Raw genomic sequence first — 21794 nt, forward strand, 5'->3', positions numbered from 1 at the left:
CCGGGAGGGTGTGGGAGAGTAGGACACCGCCGGACAACCATTAGGCAAGAGCCCCGACCACACGGTCGGGGCTCTTCCCCTTTAACCCACAAACATTTAACCCACAAACAACCAGACAAACCGGTAACCACAGCCCTGGGCTCAGCACGCCACCAGAAGCCTCACCCTCCCAAGCACTCCAAGACAGCCTCCACCACATGGCTGCGCTCGTTGTCCCGCCGGTAGACCAGGTACTCCGTGATGGGCGGAATGGGGTCGGCGAAGTCAAGCAGGACCAACCGGGGATCGTCGTTGAATTCGTCCTCTGCGATCACGCCAACGCCCAGGCCGGCGATCACTGCCGCGTGGACTGCTTCCCGGCTGTCCGTCTCCAGTAGTTCCCTGGGCTGGAGCTTGGCTGCGGAGAGCGCTGTTTCGATGGATCTACGGGTGACCGAACCGATCTCGCGAATGATCAACGGGTGTTCTACCAGGTCCCGGAGGCGGATCACTTTCGCTCCGGCCAAGACGTGATCCTGACGCACGAACGCCACCAGGTCCTGCGTCCCGAGTGCCCGAGCCGTCAGGTCAGGATGCGGTGTTTCGTCGGCGAGGATGCCGACGTCCACCGTGCCGGCCAGGACTCGTCTGCGCACGTCCGCAGAATTTCCGCTGACGAGTTGGATGTTCACTCCGGGATTCTGGCGGCGGAAGGTGCCCAGGACGCCCACAGCGTTGATGGGTGCGTCGGTGCCGAATCGCAGCTCTCCCCGCATCACAGTGCGGGCCTTGGCGAGGACCGTCTCGGCTTCCAATTCGGCCGCGAACAACCTGGTTGTCACTGCCAGGAGTTTGGTTCCCAACGGAGTGAGTTCCACGGTGCGGCCGGCGCGCTGCAGGAGTCGGACGCCGTGGTGCCGCTCCAGGAACCGGACCTGCTCTGAGAGGGTGGGTTGGCTGACTTTGGCAGCGGCGGCAGCCCCGACGTAGCTGCCGTACGTGGCCACGAGGTGGAACGCCCGCAGATGTGTGAGATTCATAGGCATGGCCTAAGTCTCCTATAGATATGAACGGCAATTCCTATGGGTAGGAATCCGAACCACGTAGCGTCTTGGATATGACGAAAGAACCCCGCGTCCTTGTAGTCGGCATTGACGGCGTCCGATTCGACTCGCTGCAGGCCGCAGCGACTCCTGCCCTGGATGGAGTCGCCGACAACGGATTCCTGATTCCTGTCCGCGTTCATTGGAAGAACGCCACTATTTCCGGTCCGGTGTGGGCCACAGTGGCCACTGGCGTCTATGCCGACCTGCACAAGGTGACCGGCAACAATGGGCACCCGCCCGAGCTCGCCGCTTTCCGCGACTTCACCGCGGCCCTTCGTGCGGCACGTCCTGAAGCGCACACGATGATCGCCGCGAGCTGGCACCCGATTGCTGCCCGCACCGCGTGCGGCCCCCTCTTCTCCTCCCGTGGTTGGGTGCCGGAGGAGGACCCCGAGGAAGCGAACGACGCCGGCAGTTGGGTCGTTGCTGATGACGCCGTCGCCGCCTACGCGGCCGCGCGCATTAAGGACGAGGACCTGGCCGTGTCCTTTGTGTACTTCGGCGAAGCCGATGTCGAAGCACACAACCGTGGCACGGGGGAAGGCTACACGGCTGCCATACAGCGTTGCGATGGCCGCCTGGGCACGCTGCTGCAAGCGATCGAGGCAAGGCCCGGCCGGCAGGAGGAGGACTGGACCGTCATCGTCGTCACCGACCATGGGCACCTCGACGCTGGAGGCCACGGCGGGGAGACCGGGGAAGAGCGCACAGCCTGGATTGCGGCCAGCGGCGTCGGAGTGCCCCAGCACGTCACGGCAGTGGACCACGCTGACATCCATGCACAAGTACTCGCCACTTTCGGAGTGGTTGCAGGAGACATCGAGGGCGTCCCCTTCGGTACCCGCCGCAGCCCACGTGAAGCCTCTCCGACGACGGCCCTTTCGACGACAGAAGCTCCCAGCGCGGGAGCCCCCACGGCGGGAGCCCCCACGGCGGCAGGGCTCCGGTGACCCTGACGGTAACGGCCGCCGTCCTCCTGGCAGCGGTCCTGCATAGCGTCTGGAATGCCCTGGCCAAAGCCATCCCGGACCGCCTCGCATCGTCCACCATGATTGCCCTGGCCTATTTGGCACGGGCATTGTGGGGGCGGCCGTCTTCGGGATTCCCTTGCAGCAGTCGTGGCCGTATGTCCTCGCCTCGGCACTCCTGCAAACCTGCTACCTCATTCTGCTGACTACGTCCTACAAGCACGGCGACTTCTCCCAGGTCTATCCGTTGGCCCGTGGCCTGGCCGTCCTTCTGGTCACTGGAGTTGCCATCACTTTCCTCGCGGAGAAATTGGGTTTCTGGCAGTTGGCGGGAGTGGCCGTGGTCGCTGGTTCGTTGCTGAGCCTGGCGCTCACGAAACAGAATGCAGAAGCCGCCGGCAACAGGAACCGCAAGGGCACCTTGTTCGCAGTGCTCACGGGTACAGCCATAGCGGCGTACACCTTGGTGGACGGCGTGGGTGTCCGACAGTCCGGTGACCCACTGGCCTATATTTCGTGGCTCTTCCTGCTGCAGGGCTTGTTGATTCCCGTGGTCTGCTGGCGCTTGGCGTCGGATCGCCGTTCATTCCCCCAGCGAGTGGTGCGGTATTGGAAACCGGGGTTCATCGGAGGACTGGTGTCCTTGCTGGCCTACGGGATCGTCGTGTGGGCGCAGAGCCTGGCGCCACTCGCCTTGGTGTCAGCGTTGCGTGAGACCAGCGTCCTCTTGGCGGGGGTCATCGGCGCCTTGTTCTTCAACGAAAAATTCAGTCGGCTCAGGCTCGGCCTGACGGTTGTCGCGGTTGCAGGGATCGCCGCGATTCAGCTTGGGTGATCGCGCGCCCGGTGCCCCGTTCCCGGTTCCCCTTGCCCCTGCTAGCCGGAGAAGAAGTCCGACAACTCCGAGATCAGCTTGTCCGGCGTCTTGTTGGGGCCATCGTGCCCGAAACCGGGAAGGATGGTGTAGCTGGAGCCGGACAGGACGTCATGGATCTGTCCGCAGGCAACGCCGAAGTAGGCAGGGCTCTTTTCACCCACCACGATCAGTGTCTCCAGTGGAAGGGCCAGGAATGGTTCGGCAGGCATGTCAGCTGCGATGACGGCTTTGATTTCCCGGACACCGCAGGTCATCAGTTCGCGCAGCTGCTTACCAAGGGGCGTGCCTGCGGCGAGCTTGTTGGCCAGGGTCAACATGGACAAGGGCATGCGCGCGAAGGCGCCGCCGGTCTCAACTCCCTTGATCAGGACGGCGAGGGCGCGATCGTAGTCTCCCGCCGCCGTCGCGCGTTCATAGTCCGGCGTCCAGTCGGCCTTGACGCTGTGGTTGACCGACACAGCGGGGTCGTAAACGGCAAGGCGCTCCACCGGTAGCGTCCGGGCCGCATGCAGGGCAACGGCGCCGCCGAAGCTATGCCCGAAGACGTCGGTGCTGGAGGTGTGCTTCATGACGGCGTCAAGGTCCCGGATGTCGGCCTCAAGCGTGTAGTCCTCGGCTTGCGGAGATGAATCGCCGCGCCCGCGACGGTTGAACGTATGAACGGGGCGGCCCAGCGCTTGGCTCAGTTTTTGCGCGAAGCGGGTGTAGTCCGCAGCCGTCACCATGGAAGCAGGAACGACGACGACGCCGGAACCTGCCGCTGCCAGCTCACCACCCGTGGTGAGTACTTCAAGGTGTCCGCCGTCGGCTGTGATGATGATGTCGCGCGTCATGACTTGAGCCTAACCGAGCGACCTGAATGCGGGCAGCATGCCGGTCCCTTATGTGGATTCAGCGCTTGAAATAGTCCGAGATATCCGAGACGAGCTCGTTGACGGCGGCGGGAATGGAACCGTGGAACCCCTTGGGGGAGACCTCCAAGGTGCTGCCGGGCACGGCCCTGTTCAGCCGGGCCGCCGTGACCTTGTAGAACTGTGGGCTTTTCTTGCCCACCATGAAGTGCGTGCTGGAAGGCAGGACGGAGAAGTCCCGCAGGGTATCGGCAGCTTCGAAGGCGGCCTTCAGTTCGCCGACTCCGGAGGGCATGAGCTCCCGGAAAAGCTTGTTGACTTTGGTCCGCGAAACCACTGCCATGAGCCCGACAAGGACCGGCTCGGGGACCCGGGCAAGGGCCGTCCCGGGGTTCATGCCCCGCTTCATCCGGGCCATGGCACGGTTGATGTCGCCCTTGTTGACCGAGTCCGCGAACCCGGCCAGCCAGTCGGTATCCATGCTTCCGTCGATGTTGACCGCGGCGTCGTAGACGGCGAGCTTGTCAGGCTGGTGGTGCGTGCCGGCAAAGGCCTGGGCGGCGTTCAAGGCAACCGATCCGCCCAGGCTGTGACCGAAGATGTTCCGGGCCCCGGTGGCGTCCATGATGGTCCGGACATCGGCGATCTCCGTAGCCATGGAGTAGTTGTGGGGTTGCTCGGTGGATTTGCCCCGGCCGCGGCGGTCATACACGTCGACAGCCCAGCCCTCACCGAGCCCCTTGGCCAAGGCGACGGAAAATGGCCGGTAAATGAGCGCCGTGAGAAATGCGCCGCCGATGAGTACCACCCGGCGTTCCCCGGGTGCATCTTCGGTGCCGTAGCTGTACAGGGCGAGCCGGCCGCCGTCGTGCGTCTTGATATCGCGTTCCTTCACCGGAACATCCTAGGCGTCCCCTGCTGGTTCGTCCTTGAACGGGGTTCCCGAAAGGAACCGCGCGATGCGTGCCGCGAGCCGTTTGCCGGGTCGCAACGGGCCCTCGTGGAACTGCAGCGGCACCACGGCGAAGTCGATCACGGGCACTGCTCCGGCCAGGATGCGGCCGGTTTCCGCGAAGTACGACGGACTCCACCCGCCACTGAGCATCAGCGTCGGCGTGGAGAGTTTCATGAAGTCGTGAAGATGGGCGTCGGCGTCCAGAACTGCGCGCATTTCCGTAACTGCGGTAGGCAGCAAGGAGCGCATCTCAAGTCCCAGGCGGGTGCGGGCCGAAAGGACACTCAGCGTGCGCAGGGCCCCCATGGGCAGGTAGGAAATGGGGCCGGCAGTCCCGAGGCCCTGCACCAGATGCGCCCATGCATGGTCCAGTTGTCCGGCGGTCACCGCTTCCTCGAGCTCGGGCCGCCACCGGCTGCTGAGGTTGCCGGACAGGGAAACCGCGGCGTCGTAGGTGACCAGTTTGTTGATCCTGGCCCGCCTCGCAGCCTGCAGTGCCACGAAGCCACCGTAGCTGTGCGCCACGACGTCGGTGGACCCGCTCTTTTCCATCACGGCCTGGAGGTCGGAGATCTCCGTATCCACCGAATAGCCGGGTGGTTGCGGCGCGGACTGCCCGCGGCCGCGCCGGTTGTAGCTGTGAACGGGGCGCCCCAGCATGACGCTGAGGCTCCGCGCGAAGGGCCAGTACAGCGAGTCCGTCACCAAAGTGCCATGGATGAGCACGACGCCGGGTGGTTCAGTGGGTGCCTTCGAACCGGGAATCGAAGCACCAGATGCGGGCCGGAAGGTGTGCACCTCAAGGTGCCCGCCGCCGTCGACCGTTTCAACCGTCCATGTCTCCACAGCCCCGAGTCTATGCTTTTCCCTGATCCTGGGCTCCGGAAGTAAAGGCCCGTAATCACCGGTAAACTTAAGGACTGTGACTTCCGCAAACACCCCAGCCCTGAACACCTCCGCAGAGCCCATCGATGCCAGCGAGCAGATGCGCATCCGTATGGAAAAGCGCGCCAAGCTGATCGAGCGCGGCACAGAGGCCTATCCGGTGGGTGTTGAACGGACCCATTCCCTCGGCGAAATCCGCGAGAAGTACGCGCACCTGGAAGCCGACGAAACCACGGGCGACACAGTTGGTGTCACCGGCCGCGTCGTCTTCGTGCGCAACACCGGCAAGCTCTGCTTCGCCACCCTCCAGGAGGGCGGCGTGGACGGCAAGGGCGTCCGGCTGCAGGCCATGTTGAGCCTGGCGAACGTCGGCGAGGAAGCGCTCGCTGATTGGAAGGCCCTGGTTGACCTGGGCGACCACGTCTTCATCAAGGGCGAGGTCATCTCCTCCCGCCGCGGTGAGCTGTCCGTCATGGCCGACTCTTGGTCCATGGCGTCAAAGGCATTGCGCCCCCTTCCGGTCCTGCACGCAGAACTGAACGAGGAAACCCGCGTCCGCCAGCGCTACGTGGACCTCATGGTCCGCGACGAAGCCCGCGAAATGGTCTACAAGCGCGCAGCCATCACCCGCTCGGTCCGCGACACCCTGGACCGCCATGGCTACGTGGAGGTGGAAACCCCCATCCTGCAGCTGGTCCATGGCGGCGCGACGGCCCGCCCGTTCGAAACACACATGAACGCCTTCGACCAGAAGATGACGCTGCGCATCGCTACTGAACTCTTCCTGAAGCGCGCCGTCGTGGGCGGCATCGACCGGGTCTATGACATGGGCCGTGTTTTCCGCAACGAAGGCGTGGACTCCACGCACAGCCCCGAATTCACCACCCTTGAATGCTACGAAGCCTGGGCGGACCAGTTCGTCATGGCAGAACGCATGAAGGAAATCATCCTGAACGTGGCCGACGTCGTCGGCACGCGAACCATCCAGACGGATGCGGGTGAAATTAACCTCGACGGCGAATGGGCGTGGGTTTCGGTATACCCGGGAATTTCCGAAGCAGTGGGTGTGGAAATTACGCCGGACACCACGGTTGAGGAACTGCTGGCAATTGCTGCCAAGCACGACGTCAAGGTGGACCCCAAGTGGGACGCCGAGAAAATCGTCGTGGAGCTGTTCGGTGAAATCGTGGAACCCACCCTGCTGAACCCGACGTTCGTTTACGACTACCCGCCCTCCGCCCAGCCGTTGGCCCGTCCGCACCGCGAAGACGGGCGGCTGATCGAAGCATGGGACCTGATCATTGGCGGCATGGAGCGCGGCACGGCATTCTCCGAGCTCATTGACCCCGTCATCCAGCGGGAACGCCTCACGGAGCAGTCACGCCGTTCCGCCGCCGGCGACGAGGAAGCCATGCAGCTCGACGAGGACTTCCTCCGCGCCCTCGAATACGGCGCACCGCCCATGGGTGGCATCGGACTTGGCATTGACCGCCTTGTCATGCTGTTTACCGGCGCCGGCATCCGCGAAACCATCCTCTTCCCCCTGTTGAAGCCTGAAGGACACTGATCATGGAGTACATCGCAGTCCTTGCGCCGTCGATAGTTGTCGGTTTGATCTTCTGGTTTGCCATGAAGTCGATCTTCAATGCAGACAAATCCGAGCGTCAGGCAGAAGCCCGCGCGCAGGCTGAAGCGAATTCGAAACATTCCGGCCCGGCATCTGATGGGCCAGCCGCTAAATAGGCTCCTAAATTGGTTCCAGTTTCACCTAAATCCAATTGTGCTTTGACGTGCGTGCTTGCCGTGAACGATAATCGACAAAGGAACCCGGGGAATTTCTGATTATCCATCCCTCCAAAAGAGAGGCAACTCATGGCACAGAAAGTAAAAATCATCCTCGTCGATGACCTGGATGAAGGAGCTGCGGACGAAACTGTCCGCTTCGGCCTGGACGGCGTTAGCTACGAAATGGACCTGTCCACAGCAAACGCAGCTTCGCTTCGGAAGGCACTGGAACCCTATGTCGCCAAGGCCCGGAAGACTTCTTCCGGCCGTGGTACGCGGGGTCGCGCTACTCCAGCCCGCAACCAGGATTCGGCACAGATCCGGCAGTGGGCGCGGGATAACGGTTACACGGTCAACAGCCGCGGACGTATTCAGGCTGAAATTCAGGAAGCCTACCAAAAGGCCAATTCCTGATTCACCACTTCAATGCCCCGGCAGTCGCTGCCGGGGCATTGGTTGTTTAAAGCGCCGGGTTAGTTGGGCTGCCGCGGACGGCGGCGGTGGGGAATAGCCCGGGAATCCGCCCGGCCCCGGCCCCCTGAATACCAGTGCTTTTGGGGGTTATGGGAAAGCCGTCGATGCGCGCCGCAGGGGGACTGCTCCCGCCCCTGCGGCCGGCGGGTTGCCTGGGCTGGTCGGCAGGATGTCACCGTCGCCTGCCGGGGTCAAGGGGAAGCGGCCGTTTTATTCCTTCACGGCGTCATGTTTCCCCTGTGGCGAACACGCTCCAAAAGTGCCCCTCCGACACGTAGCATCAAAGTACGTCGTAGCTAGGAGTGTGGCGAAATGTTTGAGAGATTTACGGACCGTGCCCGTCGCGTGGTCGTCCTTGCCCAAGAAGAGGCACGGATGCTCAACCACAATTACATCGGTACCGAGCACATCCTCTTGGGTCTGATCCACGAGGGTGAAGGCGTTGCTGCCAAGGCGCTCGAGTCCCTGAGCATTTCGCTCGATGGCGTTCGCGAGCAGGTGCAGGAGATCATCGGCCAGGGCCAGCAAGCCCCGTCCGGTCACATCCCCTTCACGCCGCGCGCCAAGAAGGTGCTTGAGCTTTCCCTTCGCGAAGCACTGCAGCTCGGCCACAATTACATCGGTACTGAGCACATCCTGCTCGGCCTCATTCGCGAAGGCGAAGGCGTGGCCGCCCAGGTGCTGGTGAAGCTTGGCGCAGACCTCAACAGGGTCCGCCAGCAGGTCATTCAGCTGCTCTCCGGCTACCAGGGCAAGGAAACCGCTGGCAGCGGCTCCGGCCAGGGCCAGCCCGAAGGTACCCCTGCCGGTTCGGTGGTGCTTGACCAGTTCGGCCGCAACCTCACCCAGGCTGCGCGCGAAAACAAGCTCGATCCTGTGATCGGCCGCGAGCAGGAGATGGAACGCGTCATGCAGGTCCTCTCCCGCCGTACCAAGAACAACCCGGTGCTGATCGGTGAGCCCGGCGTCGGTAAGACTGCCGTCGTCGAAGGCCTCGCCCAGGCGATCGTTCGCGGCGATGTCCCGGAGACCATCAAGGACAAGCAGCTGTACACGCTTGACCTCGGTTCCCTGGTCGCCGGCTCGCGCTACCGCGGTGATTTCGAAGAGCGCCTGAAAAAGGTCCTCAAGGAAATCCGCACCCGCGGCGACATCATCCTCTTCATCGACGAGATCCACACCCTCGTTGGTGCAGGTGCTGCCGAAGGCGCCATTGACGCTGCGTCCATCCTGAAGCCGATGCTCGCCCGTGGTGAACTCCAGACCATCGGTGCCACCACGCTTGACGAGTACCGCAAGCACATCGAGAAGGACGCCGCTCTTGAGCGCCGCTTCCAGCCGATCCAGGTGAAGGAACCCTCCGTCGCGCACGCGATCGAGATCCTTAAGGGCCTTCGCGACCGTTACGAGGCCCACCACCGCGTGACGATTACCGACGGCGCCCTCGCCTCAGCCGCACAGCTGGCCGAACGCTACATCTCGGACCGCTTCCTGCCGGACAAGGCGATTGACCTCATCGATGAAGCCGGTGCACGCTTGCGCATCCGTCGCATGACCGCTCCGCCGGAGCTCAAGGCCATGGACGAGCGCATCGCGGAAGTGAAGATGGAGAAGGAATCCGCCATCGACGCCCAGGACTTCGAGGGTGCTGCCTCGCTGCGCGACAAGGAGCAGAAGCTCATTGCCGAACGCGCAGAGAAGGAGCGCAACTGGAAGTCCGGCGGCATGGACGACATCTCCGAGGTTGACGAAGACCTGATCGCGGAAGTTCTGGCGAACTCCACGGGTATCCCGGTCTTCAAGCTCACCGAGGAAGAATCCTCGCGCCTGCTCAAGATGGAAGACGAACTGCACAAGCGCGTCGTCGGCCAGGACGAGGCCATCAAGGCCCTGTCGCAGGCCATCCGCCGCACCCGTGCAGGCCTGAAGGACCCCAAGCGCCCCGGTGGCTCGTTCATCTTCGCCGGCCCCACGGGCGTCGGCAAGACCGAGCTCGCCAAGGCGCTGGCTGAGTTCCTGTTCGGTGAAGAGGACGCCCTCATCACGCTTGACATGTCCGAGTACTCCGAAAAGCACACGGTCTCGCGTCTCTTCGGTGCACCTCCGGGCTACGTCGGCTACGAAGAAGGCGGCCAGCTGACAGAGAAGGTCCGTCGTCGTCCGTTCTCCGTGGTCCTCTTCGATGAAGTGGAGAAGGCTCACGCCGACCTCTTCAACTCGCTGCTGCAGATTCTGGAAGACGGCCGCCTGACCGACTCCCAGGGCCGCGTGGTGGACTTCAAGAACACCGTGATCATCATGACCACCAACCTTGGTACCCGCGACATCTCCAAGAGTGTGGCCACGGGCTTCCAGTCCGGCACGGACACCCAGACCGGTTACAACCGGATGCGTGCCCGGGTCACGGAAGAGCTCAAGCAGCACTTCCGCCCCGAGTTCCTGAACCGTGTTGACGACGTCGTGGTGTTCCCGCAGCTGACGCAGGACGAGATCATCGAGATCGTGGACCTGTTCGTGACCCGTCTGGAGCGCCGCCTCAAGGACAAGGACATGGGCATCGAGCTCACGCCCGCTGCCAAGGTTCTCCTGGCCACGCGTGGTTACGATCCCGCCATGGGTGCCCGGCCGCTGCGCCGCACCATCCAGCGCGAGATCGAGGACCAGCTGTCCGAGAAGATCCTGTTCGGCGAACTCCACTCCGGCGACATCGTTGTGGTGGACGTTGACGGCGAAGGTGACGACGCCAAGTTCACGTTCGAAGGCAACGCCAAGCCGCGCATCCCGGAAATCGCTCCGACCGCGTAAAGCACTTCAGTACCAGAAGCCCCGCTCATTCCGAAAGGAGTGGGCGGGGTTTTTACTAACTCCTGAGAGGGGATCGGGTGGCATGCGGGTATTGATGGTGGCTCCCGGTACGCGCGGGGACGTGGCGCCCATGGCGGGGCTCGGAAGCCGGCTGCAAGAGCTGGGCTACGAGGTGGCCATTGCGGCCAACCCTGCTTATGCGCCCCTGGTTGTCGCGTCGGGATGCGAGTTCAGGCCGCTGCCCGGAAATCTCACCGAGCTGATCAAGCGGCCGGCTCCCGGTGCGAAAGCAACAGCTGGAAGCCTGTTGACCTTCTGGCGCAAGCTCGGCGAGTACATGGACAACGCAGCCACCGGGGCCCTGGCGGCCGCCGAGGCGGGAGCCGACGTCATCCTGGCCAACTCGGTGGCTCCCTACGCCTACGACATCGCGGAGGCTTTCGGTATTCCGGTGATTGGCGCCCATTTGCAACCGACGGAGCCGAGCGCGGCCTATCCGCCAGTGCTCATGAACTCGTCGCGAAGCCTGGGGGCGTGGGGAAACAGGATCATTGGTGAGCGGGCGGCCGCAGGTCCGGCTCCCTATGATGCTCCCAGTGCCCGCCTTCGCCGGCAGCTGGGCCTGCCCACGGAGAGTCGGGCTGCCGGTGAACGTCGCCGGAGGAAAATGCGCGCAACCATTCTTCACGGCATCAGCCCTGCCGTCCTGCCCCGGCCCGCTGACTGGCATTCCGGCTTGGTGATGGCCGGGTATTGGTGGCCTCCGGTGAATCAGGGTTGGGGGCCATCCCCGGACCTGCAGGATTTTCTCGCCGACGGGCCCGCTCCGGTTTTCGTTGGTTTTGGAAGCAGCGCACACCTTGATCCCGCCTTCATCCTTGACGCCACGCGTCGCGCCGGAGTGCGGGCTGTGGTGCAGGGTGTCGAGGGCGTGCTGGGTGACGACGCCCTTGGTGTGGGGAGCGTTCCGCATGAGTGGCTGTTCCCCCGGGTGGCTGCCGTGGTCCACCATGCCGGCGCCGGAACCACTGCCGCCGGACTGCGTGCTGGCGTGCCGTCCGTAGGTGTCCCCGTGTACACGGACCAACCCTTATGGGCCTCACGGATCGCAAGCCTCGGGGCGGGCCCGGAGCCTATTCCCTACAGGAAGCTGACTCGGGTGCGCCTCGGTGATGCCATCGCGCAAGCCGTCACAACGGCCTCGTACTCGGAACGGGCCCGCGTCCTGGCGGCCGCCATTGCGAAAGAAGACGGGACCATACCCGTCGCAGAGGCCCTGCGGAACCTTCCGACTCCTTGAAAGTATGAAAGCACTGTTTCACTGTGAGTGAACCACCCTGTGATCGGCAGCACAATACGTGTTGAATCAGATCATGGACTCTGCTGACACTCACACCCAGGGCGAGCAGCCCGAAACACCCTTTCACGACACGGACCACTACCTCTCCATCCCACGGGTAGGCGGCCTCACCCTCAGTCCCGACGGCAAGCGCCTGGTCACCACCGTTTCGACGTTGAACGGCAAGGGAACCGAGTTCGCGACGGCCCTGTGGGAGATCGATCCGGCAGGCCACAAGCCTGCCCGTCGCATCACCCGTAGCTCCAAAGGAGAAGCCGGTGCAGTGTTCGCTGCCAACGGCGACCTCTACTTCACATCGGCCCGCCCTGACCCGGACAGCCCTGACGCTGATCCCGTGAATGCCCTATGGCTGATGCCCGCTGACGGGGGAGAGGCCCGGGTGGTGCATTCGCGCCCGGGTGGCATCAGTTCCGTCATGGCCGCGAAGGACGCGGACGCCACCTTCGTCAATGCCGAGGTCCTGGCAGGATCCGCCGATGAGGACAGCGACAGTGATCGCCGCAAGGCGCGCAAGGACAACAAGGTCTCGGCCATCCTGCACAGCGGCTACCCTGTCCGCTACTGGGATGCCGACCTTGGCCCGGCCGAACCGCGGATCTTCGCAGTGGAGCACGGCGAGGTAGAAGAACCTGGCAAGCCGTCCACCGTCGACGCCCCGCTTCCGCTCAAGCTGCGCAACCTGACGCCCGGCGTCGGCGGTTCGCTGCGCGAGGCAAAAACGGTGGTGAGTCCCGATGGCAAGACCATCTACACCAGCATGACCAAGGCGCTCGCGAGAGCCGACAGCCGCGAGGTGCTGGCCGCCGTCGACGTCGCCACCGGAAACGTCAAGGTGCTGCTGGACCACGAAGGCATGAGCTATTTCCCGGGACCCGTCAGTCCGGACAACCGCACGCTGGTGGTGGAAAGCGAAAGTGACACCACCCCCACGCAGGCTCCCCAGGTGAAGCTGCACCTGCTCACTGTCGGCGGCGAAACCACGGACCTGGAGCCGCTGGCCCATCAGTGGGACCGCTGGGCTACTGCGCTCGCATGGCTCCCTGACGGCAGTGCCATCCTGGCGAAAGCGGACGACGACGGCGCGTCGCCGCTCTTCCGGATCAGCGTCGCTGACGGTGGGGTGACGAGGGTGACGCAGGACGCTTCCGCCTATTCCGACGTCGTGGTTTCCCCTGACGGGACTGCGGCGTACGCGCTGCGCAGCTCGTACGAGTTCCCGCCCGAGGCCGTACGGATCGACCTCGCCACGGGAGAGGTGACCCGGCTGCAGGCTCCGGCGGAGCGACCCAACTGCAAGGGGCATCTGGAGCGTGTGGAAACGACGGCGGAAGACGGTGCGCGCGTACCCGCCTACCTGGCGCTCCCAGAGGGTGCGTCTGCTGATAACCCCGCGCCGCTCCTGCTGTGGATCCACGGCGGACCGCTTGGTTCGTGGAACGCCTGGACGTGGCGCTGGAACCCGTGGCTGCTCGTGGCCAAGGGCTACGCCGTGCTCCTGCCCGACCCCGCACTTTCCACCGGCTACGGCCAGGACTTCATCCAGCGCGGTTGGGGCGAATGGGGCAAGAAGCCCTTCACCGACCTCATGGCCATCACGGATGCGGTGGTGGAACGCGCGGACATTGACGAAACGCGGACAGCTGCCATGGGTGGGTCCTTCGGTGGCTACATGGCCAACTGGGTCGCCGGCCAAACCGACCGGTTCTCAGCGATTGTCACCCACGCCAGCTTGTGGGCGCTGGACCAGTTCGGGCCCACCACCGACGCGGCCCAATACTGGCTGAAGGAAATGACCGAGGAGATGGCCATGGCGAACTCGCCTCACCTCAACGTGGGCAACATCAAGACACCCATGCTGGTGATCCACGGCGACAAGGACTACCGGGTGCCCATCGGTGAAGGACTGCGCCTCTGGTACGAACTTCTGTCGTCCTCACAACTGCCCGCGGACGACAACGGTCAGAGCCCGCACCGCTTCCTCTACTTCCCCGACGAAAACCATTGGGTGCTCCAACCCCAGCACGCAAAGATCTGGTACGGCGTGGTTGAGCACTTCCTGGCCAAGCAGGTGCTGGGGAAGGACGTCTCCCTGCCGGAGGAGCTGGGGCTGTAACACCATGGGGGCGGAGGCTGGGGAGAAGTAGCTTCCTCGCTAGGATGGGGGAGTGAATCCGACCTTCAGCCTCCGCCCTGCCCGCACCAGCGACGTGGCGGCGATTAAGAGGCTTGTGGCTCCCTTGGCTGAGGAGCGGATTCTCATGGCCAAGGAAACCGTCGCGTACTACGAGAGCCTGCAGGAATTCCGGATTGCCGAGTCCAGCGAGGGCGAGGTGATTGGTTGCGGGGCGCTGCACGTGATGTGGGAAGACCTGGCCGAAGTCCGCACGCTTGCCGCAGCTGATTCCTGGCGCGGGCGGGGTGTAGGGCACGTCCTGGTGGAGAACCTGCTGGAGGAAGCGCGCGCCCTTGGCGTGAGCCGCGTGTTCTGCCTGACGTTCGAGGTGGATTTCTTCAAGCGCCACGGATTTGAAGTCATGGCTGACCAGTCGGCCGTGGATCCCCAGGTGTACTCCGAGCTGCTGCGCTCGCATGACGAAGGCGTGGCGGAGTTCCTGGACCTGGCGCGGGTTAAGCCCAACACTTTGGGCAATACCCGCATGATCAAACAGCTCTAGTTCAACCCTGCCCGATTATGGGTGATTTAAAACCTCTTCTCTTATCTAAAGTTGATGGATAAACTGAATAAGGCTTGCTGGGGAAGCTTCCATCACATCGGTCAATTGAGAGAAGATCATGCAGTCCCACGCGTCCTTTTCAGATGTTTCAGAACTCCAACTCAGCGTGCGCGGTCCAGTGTTCACGCCTGCCGATTCCGGCTTCGCCGCCGAAGTAGCGGCCTTTAATTTATCCACACAGCACCAGCCGGATCTCGCCTTCGGCGCCCTCGACGCAGAGGATGTCTCGGCGGCCATTCGCTGGGCGGCGGAGCGCCGCATGCCCGTGTCCGTCCAATCCACCGGTCACGGTGCCACCAACGCCATTGAGGGCGGCCTGCTCATCAGCACCCGCCGCATGCTTGAACTCAGCATTGATCCCCTGGAAAAGACCGCCCGTGTTGGTGCGGGCGTCCGCTGGAAGGCCGTGGTGGATCTCGCCGGGACCTTCGGATTGATGGGCCTTTGCGGTTCCACCACCGATGTCGGCGTGGTGGGTTACACGCTGGGCGGTGGGCTCCCGATTCTCGGCCGGAAGTACGGCTTCGCTTCGGACCACGTGATTGCTTTCGAGATCGTCACGGCGGACGGCGTCCTTCGCAGGGTGACAAAGGACGAAGACCCCGGGCTGTTCTTCCTCCTGCGCGGCGGCAAGGGAAACCTGGGAATCGTCACGGCTATGGAATTCCACCTGTTCCCGGCGTCGGACCTCTACGCCGGCGGTATCTACTTCGACGGAGAGCATGCCCCTGAAGTGCTGCAGGCGTTCAGGGATTGGGCGCCTGCCTTGCCCGTGGAGGCTTCGGCGTCGATGGCCTTCCTGCGGCTGCCGGACATGGACATGGTCCCGGAACCGCTGCGCGGAAAGTTTGTGATCCACCTCCGCTATGCGTACCAAGGCGATCTGGCCGCGGCGGCGGAGGCCCTGGAACCCATGCGCCGGAGTGCGCCGTTCATGATGGACGCCACCGGGCCGCTGGACGCTACGGCTTTCGACACGATCCACCAGGATCCGGACCAGCCAGTTCCTGTGATGGAGCACGGGTTCCTTCTGGACAAGCTGGATGATCCTGCGGCCGATGCGCTCCTGCGGCACTTCGGTCCCGGCGTCGAAAGCCCTGTATTGCTGGCCGAACTGCGTTTGCTGGGCGGTGCCCTGGCCAAGAGTGCAGATGGCGACGACATAGTGGGCGGGCGCGATGCCGCCTTCAGTTTCTTCATGGGTGCCATCGCCGTCCCGCCCGTGGTGGAGATGCTGCCCAGGGTGTTCAATGCCGTCCATGATGACCTTCGGCCCGCCGCCAACCCCGGAACGTTCGTGAATCTGCATGGCCACTTTGTGGATGCGGAAGACAGGGAACGGCCCTGGCGGGCATCGGCATTGGAGCGGCTCCGCAAGGCCAAAGCTGAGCTGGATCCGCAGAACATGTTCAGCTTCGGGCACGTGGTGGGTCTCCCGGTCATCGACCAGACCGTGCTGCTCCAGGATGTCGCCACCGCCGGCGGCGACGCCGTGCTGAGCAACTAAGGGCTGACGGCAATGAACAACCGCGTCACGTTCCCCGACTTCTCGGCATTCCAGATCGACATCGCGCACGGACCATGGCCGCACGAGTCCTCGTGGTCCGGGGACCGCCACTCCGACCCGGACTTGTACTCCGCCTTCTGGCCTGAATACCACGCCAGGCAGGAATCCGAGGCGGAGCAGCCGCCACCGGTTGGGAAGTAGGGCAGGGCGAAGGGGCAGCTCCCAGGAGCTGCCCCTTCCGCACGCCTGCCCCTCACTGCCTTGGGGCGGCGGGCAGTGCAGCACTGGGTTGGGCGTCGAAGTGGCGTCGATAGTCCGAGGGCGAGGTGGAAAAAGCCCGGGCAAAGTTTTGCCGAAGGGTCACCGCACTTCCAAAGCCGCATTCGGCTGCTACCTGGTCCATGGACAGACTGGAGCTTTCCAGGAGATGCCTGGCCGCGTCCAGCCGTTGGGATCGCACCCATGCTGAGGGCGTGGCACCGGTAGATGCCCTGAAGGCCCGAATGAACGTTCGACGGCTCATGTGCATCTGGTTGGCGAGCCTGTCTATCGTCAGCTCTTCCCCCAGATGCCCCAAGGCCCATTCAAGCAGCCATGCCATGGGATTGTCAGAGGACCGTGGTGGCAGGGGATGCTCTATGTACTGGGCCTGTCCGCCTTCGCGGTGCGGAGCGATGACCAGGCTGCGTGCAACCTGGTTGGCTGCTGCGGATCCCAGACGGGTCCGCACCAGGTGCAGGCAGGCGTCCAACCCGGATGCCGTGCCGGCCGACGTCAGCACATCACCGTGATCGATGTACAGAACTGTTTGATCCAGGAAAACGTCCGGATGGCGTGCCGAGAGCGAGCCAAAGGCCGCCCAATGGGTGACGGCGGATCGTCCGCCCAACAGGCCCGCATCGGCAACAGGGATGGTCCCCAGGCAGAGGCCAAGGATGACGACGCCGCGTTGATGCGCCTGCTGCAGAAGGTGGCGGAGTTGCTCGCTGGGCCGGCGATCGTCATCGAACCATGAGGGCACCACGATGACGTCGGCTTCGGCCGCCGATTCGGGGCCAAGGATCCCTCCCAGGCGATAGCCTTCCGCGGTGCGGATGTGGCCCGCCTGATCCGCAAAGAGCAGGGTTTTCCACTCCGCGAGTCCTTGGCGCGTGACCTCGTCGAAAACCATCTGGGGTACAGCGAGGTGGAACATCGTTGCGTCGTCAAAGGCATACACGGCGATGCGCAAGGGTCCTCCTGGATTGGCCTGAATCAATCGTACAAGGGCATTTATGCCACTGGTGGTGGATCGGGAATGAGCACAGGATGGGGGAGTTGCCGCAAGGCGCCCACATGGAATCACCACATGGAATCACCAAAGGGAAAGAGAGCATCATGACCACGCCCCGCCGCGCGCTTGTCCTCGTCGACGTCCAGCAGCAGTATTTCAGCGGACCCCTTGAGATCCAGTTCCCCCCGCACCGGGAATCCATCGGGATGATCGGCAAAGCAATTGACGCCGCGACGAATGCAGGCATCCCGGTGGCCGTCATCCAGCACAGCGAGGGAGAAGGTGCGTCGGCTTTCGCTCCGGGAACCTTGGAGTTCACCCTCCACCCTGACGTCGAGAACCGCCGGAAGGACTCCTGGAAGCACGTGGTCAAGCATTATGGCTCGGTCTACGCCGACACGGATCTGGCCGCATGGCTGCGGCAGCACGGCGTCGACACCGTCACCTTGGTGGGCTACATGACCAATAACTGCATTCTCGCTTCCGCTGTGGAGGCCGAATTCATCGGCTTCGGTACTGAAGTCCTCTCCGACGCGACCGGTGCCATCAACCTGGCCAACGATGCCGGTTTCGCTGATGCCGAAACCGTTCACACAACGCTGATGGCCTTGCTGAACTCGAACTGGGCGGCGGTCAGCACCACTGACGCCTGGGTGGAAGCCCTGAACGCTGGCTACGCCTTGGAGAAGAGCGACCTGGGCAGTTCGGCAGTGCAAGGAGCCTCGCGCTGAAAAGCGCACGCGCGTAGACGGAGGCGGGACGAACCACAGGATTACTCCGGACCGGGAGCGCTCAAGGCCTACCGTGGGCCGGGCCGCCGGTAGTAGGGTCAGAGCACCAGCCAGAGCACGCCCAGGAGCACTCCATGAAAAAGCTCATCAATGATCCACGCGCCGTGGTGGACGAGTCCGTAGAAGGGTTCGGCATGGCCCATGCCGACATTGTGGACGTCCATCCCGAGCCCAAATATGTCATTCGTAAGGGTGCCCCGGTAGCGGGCAAGGTCGCCTTGGTCTCCGGCGGAGGAAGCGGCCACGAGCCCCTGCACGCGGGTTTCGTGGGGCTCGGCATGCTCGACGCCGCTGTGCCCGGCGCAGTCTTCACCTCACCAACCCCCGACCAGATCATTCCGGCCACCGTCGCAGTTGACTCAGGTGCCGGCGTCGTCCATATCGTGAAGAACTACACCGGCGATGTCCTGAACTTTGAGACGGCCGCCGAGATGGCACAAGCCGAGGGCGTGCACGTGCGTTCAGTCCTGGTCAACGACGACGTCGCGGTGGAGGACTCGCTGTACACGGCCGGCCGGCGAGGGGTTGGCGGAACCGTGCTGGTTGAGAAGATCGCAGGAGCATCCGCCCAGCGCGGAGATGATCTTGATACGGTCGCGGCCATCGCCGAGCGCGTGGTGGCCAATGTGAGGACCATGGGCGTTGCCCTGTCCGGGTGCACTGTGCCACATGCGGGGACGCCGAGCTTCGAACTTGCCGACGATGAGGTCGAGATCGGCATCGGCATTCACGGCGAACCGGGCCGGCACAAGATCGCGATGGAGAGTGCAGATGCCATCACGGACCGGCTGCTGGAACCCGTACTTGAGGATCTGGCCGTGGCCTCCGGGGACAAGGTCCTGTTGTTCGTCAACGGGATGGGCGGAACTCCGCAGAGCGAGCTGTACATCGTCTACCGGCGGGCGGCCCAGGTCCTCGCTGAGCGTGGTGCCACCGTGGAGCGCTCGCTGGTGGGCAACTACGTCACGTCCTTGGAGATGCAGGGCTGTTCCGTCTCCGTGCTGCGTCTTGACGATGAAATGACGCGGCTGTGGGACGCTCCCGTCCACACCGCCGCGCTGCGATGGGGAGCGTGAGCATGGGGCTGGATGTTGACTGGGCACTCGACTGGTTGAAACTTTCCGCGAAGGCCATGGCGGAGCACCGCGTGGAACTGATCGACCTGGACCGTGCCATCGGCGACTCCGATCACGGCGAGAACATGGATCGCGGCTTCCAGGCCGTGCTGCAAAAACTCGATGAGACTCCGCCGGACACTCCCGGAGCTGCGCTCAAAGCCGCGGCGATGGCCTTGATGTCCAAAGTGGGCGGAGCGGCGGGGCCCCTGTACGGGACGGCGTACCTGCGGGCGGCCACCACCCTGGGGGACGCAACCGATATTGATGCCAAGGCGCTGGCGGCTGCCCTCGCCGCCGCGCGCGATGGCGTAGTGGCCCGGGGCAAAGCCGAACCGGGCGACAAGACGATGATCGATGCATGGACACCCGCCGTGGAAGCTGCCGGGAAGGCGGCAACAGACGGGGCGGATCCGGCGGGCGTCCTGGAAGCTGCCGCGGAAGCTGCGGAGACCGGGGCTGTGGCAACGGATCCCTTGGTTGCGCGCAAAGGCAGGGCCAGCTATCTGGGGGAGCGCAGTGCCGGGCACCGCGACCCGGGAGCGGCCTCCACGGCCCTCCTCCTTCGCGCTGCGGCGACCGCTGCCGCCGGCGCCGCTGGCGACGCTGGAAACGACGCCGTATGACGGTTGGGATCGTGGTGGTATCGCACAGCAGCAAGATTGCCGAGGGGGCGGTGGAACTCGCCGCGCAGATGGCCCCCGACGTCGAGCTCGCCGCCGCCGGGGGCACCGACGACGACCGGATCGGAACCAGCCTTGAGAAGGTGTTGGCCGCCGTCGAGCAGTCCTTGATCGACTCCGGTGGTGACGGTGTCGTGGTGCTGACCGATCTGGGCTCGGCAGTGATGACGGCCGAATCTGCCATGGAGTTCGCCAGCGATCCTGACGCTGTGCTCCTGGCCGACGCGCCCTTGGTTGAAGGACTGGTGGCCGCAGCCGTTGCTGCCCAAGGAGGTGCCGCCGTCGAGGACGTCCGTAAGGCGGCAGAAGCTGCGGGGATCCGGCTGGCTGACGCCGCTGGACCAAGCGGTGCGGATGACACCGTGGCCACGGGCCAGCCTGACGCAAGCGGCGAGTTCCAACTCATCAACCCCTTGGGGATGCACGCCCGGCCCGCAGCGAAGATCGCCGGCGGCCTGTCGGGGCTGGACGCAGAAGTGACGGTCAACGGCGTCGACGGCATGTCCATTATGGCGCTTATGGCGCTGGCGGCCGGTAAGGGTTCCACCCTCCGCGTCGAAGCCCGCGGCAAAGACGCGCAGAAGGCTGTGGACTACGTGGGCAGGCTGGTGGAGGAAGGGTTCGGAGAGCTCTAAATCGGAGACAATTTTCTCCCAAATATTGCTAAGTACACTGATTAGTGATGTTGTAGAGGTACAGGTTCACTACAAGGAAGAGGTACGAAACATGGGTGCTGACGACAAGATGGAGAACGCTGGCGAGAAGCTCGGCGGCAAGGCTAAGGAAGCCGCCGGCAAGCTCACGGACAACGAGCGACTGGAAGCCGAAGGCAAGGGCGACCAGACGAAAGCCGACCTCAAGGGTGCCGGCGAGAAGCTGAAGGACGCCTTCAAGAAGGACTAAGAATCCAGGCAGGGCCGCTGCAATTGCAGCGGCCCTGCTTTGTCTTTGAGGCGATTGTTGTGTGAGGCGCCGCCAGGCGGCGCGCTATCTGATGGAGGATCTTCGTGAACATTCTGGTGAAACTTTTCGGCCTGGCCGTCAGCCTCGGAGCTGGCGCGCTCGCAAACAAGACGCTGGAAGGCCTCTGGGAGAAGAAGACCGGTAAGCCCGCTCCAAAGGACGGAACGGACCTCAATGACTCCCTGCCCGGCGTGCTGGTCTTCGCGGTTGTGTCCGCAGGCGTCGGCGCCATAGTTCACGTCCTCACCCAGCGGGGCACCAAGAGCGCCCTGGCCCGTATGAAGAAGACAGCTGACGAGGTTTAACACATGGCTATAGCTAAATTCCCGAGCATTGTCATCGATTGCCCCGACGCCCCGGCGTTGGCGGCTTTCTACGGCGAACTCTTCGGCTGGGAAGTCGAAGACAAGGGCGACTGGTCCGACATCCGCCCCGCCGACGGCAGCAACTGCATCTCTTTCCAGCAGGTGGAGGTCTATCAGGCGCCGGTATGGCCCGGACAGACGATTCCTCAGCAAATGCACCTGGACATGGTGGTGGAGGACTTGGACAAGGGCGAGGAAGTTGCGCTCTCCCTTGGCGCAACCAAAGCCGACCACCAGCCCGGCGAAACCTTCAGGGTGTTCCTTGACCCCGCCGGGCACCCCTTCTGCCTCTGCTTGTCGTAGCGCGCCTGCCTGGC

23 protein-coding genes are annotated in these 21794 nt (G+C 63.9%); 18 read left to right on the top strand and 5 right to left on the bottom strand.

What is annotated here, in order from left to right; genetic code table 11:
• Nucleotides 1-161: 161 nt before the first annotated feature.
• Nucleotides 162-1025, bottom strand: a complete 864-nt coding sequence (locus QF015_RS20040; protein ID WP_310204001.1) for a LysR substrate-binding domain-containing protein — start codon at nucleotides 1023-1025, stop codon at nucleotides 162-164.
• A 71-nt stretch (nucleotides 1026-1096) separates the two neighbouring features.
• Here QF015_RS20040 and QF015_RS20045 point away from each other — a divergent pair, with 71 nt between their 5' ends.
• Both QF015_RS20045 and QF015_RS20050 read left to right on the top strand, forming a co-directional pair.
• A complete protein-coding gene (locus QF015_RS20045) occupies nucleotides 1097-2035 on the top strand; it encodes an alkaline phosphatase family protein (RefSeq protein WP_429390535.1) in 939 nt (312 codons plus the stop codon).
• 130 nt (nucleotides 2036-2165) lie between these two features.
• The gene (locus tag QF015_RS20050; RefSeq protein ID WP_429390536.1) at nucleotides 2166-2888 is read left to right on the top strand and encodes an EamA family transporter; all 723 of its coding nucleotides are present in this window, start codon (nucleotides 2166-2168) and stop codon (nucleotides 2886-2888) included.
• A 41-nt stretch (nucleotides 2889-2929) separates the two neighbouring features.
• Here the strand turns inward: QF015_RS20050 and QF015_RS20055 are convergent, their stop codons facing one another.
• From QF015_RS20055 to QF015_RS20065, 3 genes are read right to left on the bottom strand one after another with little or no spacing between them, the layout of a single operon-like run.
• Complete coding sequence (locus tag QF015_RS20055) at nucleotides 2930-3763, bottom strand: alpha/beta fold hydrolase (RefSeq protein WP_429390537.1); 834 nt, start codon at nucleotides 3761-3763, stop codon at nucleotides 2930-2932.
• 58 nt (nucleotides 3764-3821) lie between these two features.
• Nucleotides 3822-4676: an alpha/beta fold hydrolase gene (locus tag QF015_RS20060; RefSeq protein WP_310203989.1), complete on the bottom strand. Its 855-nt coding sequence runs from the start codon at nucleotides 4674-4676 to the stop codon at nucleotides 3822-3824.
• A 9-nt stretch (nucleotides 4677-4685) separates the two neighbouring features.
• Nucleotides 4686-5582 carry an alpha/beta fold hydrolase gene (locus QF015_RS20065; RefSeq protein WP_310203986.1) on the bottom strand — a complete coding sequence of 299 codons (897 nt, stop codon included), beginning with the start codon at nucleotides 5580-5582 and terminating at the stop codon, nucleotides 4686-4688.
• A gap of 76 nt (nucleotides 5583-5658) precedes the next feature.
• Here QF015_RS20065 and lysS point away from each other — a divergent pair, with 76 nt between their 5' ends.
• The 9 genes from lysS to QF015_RS20110 all read left to right on the top strand — a co-directional run bounded on the left by lysS (nucleotide 5659) and on the right by QF015_RS20110 (nucleotide 16488).
• Nucleotides 5659-7188, top strand: coding sequence for a lysine--tRNA ligase (gene lysS, locus QF015_RS20070; protein ID WP_310203984.1), 1530 nt, complete (start codon nucleotides 5659-5661; stop codon nucleotides 7186-7188).
• A gap of 2 nt (nucleotides 7189-7190) precedes the next feature.
• Nucleotides 7191-7364, top strand: a complete 174-nt coding sequence (locus tag QF015_RS20075; protein ID WP_310203981.1) for a hypothetical protein — start codon at nucleotides 7191-7193, stop codon at nucleotides 7362-7364.
• A gap of 129 nt (nucleotides 7365-7493) precedes the next feature.
• Nucleotides 7494-7820: a histone-like nucleoid-structuring protein Lsr2 gene (locus QF015_RS20080; protein WP_310203978.1), complete on the top strand. Its 327-nt coding sequence runs from the start codon at nucleotides 7494-7496 to the stop codon at nucleotides 7818-7820.
• A 372-nt stretch (nucleotides 7821-8192) separates the two neighbouring features.
• Nucleotides 8193-10685 carry an ATP-dependent Clp protease ATP-binding subunit gene (locus tag QF015_RS20085; RefSeq protein ID WP_310203975.1) on the top strand — a complete coding sequence of 831 codons (2493 nt, stop codon included), beginning with the start codon at nucleotides 8193-8195 and terminating at the stop codon, nucleotides 10683-10685.
• An 82-nt stretch (nucleotides 10686-10767) separates the two neighbouring features.
• Entirely contained in the window at nucleotides 10768-11985 is a 1218-nt protein-coding gene (locus QF015_RS20090; RefSeq protein WP_429390538.1) for a glycosyltransferase, read from the top strand.
• A gap of 73 nt (nucleotides 11986-12058) precedes the next feature.
• Complete coding sequence (locus QF015_RS20095) at nucleotides 12059-14158, top strand: S9 family peptidase (protein WP_429390539.1); 2100 nt, start codon at nucleotides 12059-12061, stop codon at nucleotides 14156-14158.
• A gap of 52 nt (nucleotides 14159-14210) precedes the next feature.
• The gene (locus QF015_RS20100; protein WP_429390540.1) at nucleotides 14211-14720 is read left to right on the top strand and encodes an amino-acid N-acetyltransferase; all 510 of its coding nucleotides are present in this window, start codon (nucleotides 14211-14213) and stop codon (nucleotides 14718-14720) included.
• Between the two features lie 118 nt (nucleotides 14721-14838).
• Nucleotides 14839-16287 (top strand): FAD-binding oxidoreductase, encoded by a 1449-nt coding sequence (locus tag QF015_RS20105; protein ID WP_310203966.1) that lies wholly within the window; start codon nucleotides 14839-14841, stop codon nucleotides 16285-16287.
• Nucleotides 16288-16299: 12 nt separating this feature from the next.
• Entirely contained in the window at nucleotides 16300-16488 is a 189-nt protein-coding gene (locus tag QF015_RS20110) for a hypothetical protein (RefSeq protein ID WP_429390541.1), read from the top strand.
• A gap of 52 nt (nucleotides 16489-16540) precedes the next feature.
• Here QF015_RS20110 and QF015_RS20115 read toward each other — a convergent pair whose 3' ends face one another.
• Nucleotides 16541-17518: a GlxA family transcriptional regulator gene (locus tag QF015_RS20115; protein WP_310203961.1), complete on the bottom strand. Its 978-nt coding sequence runs from the start codon at nucleotides 17516-17518 to the stop codon at nucleotides 16541-16543.
• A 104-nt stretch (nucleotides 17519-17622) separates the two neighbouring features.
• Here QF015_RS20115 and QF015_RS20120 point away from each other — a divergent pair, with 104 nt between their 5' ends.
• The 7 genes from QF015_RS20120 (at nucleotide 17623) to QF015_RS20150 (ending at nucleotide 21780) form a co-directional block, all read left to right on the top strand.
• On the top strand, nucleotides 17623-18291 hold the full coding sequence (locus QF015_RS20120; RefSeq protein WP_310203958.1) for an isochorismatase family protein: 669 nt from the start codon (nucleotides 17623-17625) through the stop codon (nucleotides 18289-18291).
• A gap of 134 nt (nucleotides 18292-18425) precedes the next feature.
• The gene (dhaK, locus tag QF015_RS20125; protein WP_429390542.1) at nucleotides 18426-19427 is read left to right on the top strand and encodes a dihydroxyacetone kinase subunit DhaK; all 1002 of its coding nucleotides are present in this window, start codon (nucleotides 18426-18428) and stop codon (nucleotides 19425-19427) included.
• Between the two features lie 2 nt (nucleotides 19428-19429).
• Nucleotides 19430-20092, top strand: a complete 663-nt coding sequence (dhaL, locus tag QF015_RS20130; protein ID WP_429390543.1) for a dihydroxyacetone kinase subunit DhaL — start codon at nucleotides 19430-19432, stop codon at nucleotides 20090-20092.
• Nucleotides 20089-20784 (top strand): dihydroxyacetone kinase phosphoryl donor subunit DhaM, encoded by a 696-nt coding sequence (gene dhaM / locus QF015_RS20135; protein WP_310203950.1) that lies wholly within the window; start codon nucleotides 20089-20091, stop codon nucleotides 20782-20784. Before dhaL ends, dhaM begins: the two co-directional genes overlap by 4 nt.
• Nucleotides 20785-20875: 91 nt before the next feature.
• Entirely contained in the window at nucleotides 20876-21052 is a 177-nt protein-coding gene (locus QF015_RS20140) for a CsbD family protein (RefSeq protein ID WP_035760998.1), read from the top strand.
• Between the two features lie 104 nt (nucleotides 21053-21156).
• Nucleotides 21157-21417, top strand: a complete 261-nt coding sequence (locus QF015_RS20145) for a DUF4235 domain-containing protein (protein WP_090824014.1) — start codon at nucleotides 21157-21159, stop codon at nucleotides 21415-21417.
• A gap of 3 nt (nucleotides 21418-21420) precedes the next feature.
• Nucleotides 21421-21780 carry a VOC family protein gene (locus QF015_RS20150; RefSeq protein WP_310203945.1) on the top strand — a complete coding sequence of 120 codons (360 nt, stop codon included), beginning with the start codon at nucleotides 21421-21423 and terminating at the stop codon, nucleotides 21778-21780.
• Nucleotides 21781-21794: the final 14 nt, after the last annotated feature.

It is taken from the genome of Paenarthrobacter sp. TE4293 (assembly GCF_050435325.1).
Taxonomy (GTDB): Bacteria; Actinomycetota; Actinomycetes; order Actinomycetales; family Micrococcaceae; genus Arthrobacter; species Arthrobacter nitroguajacolicus_C.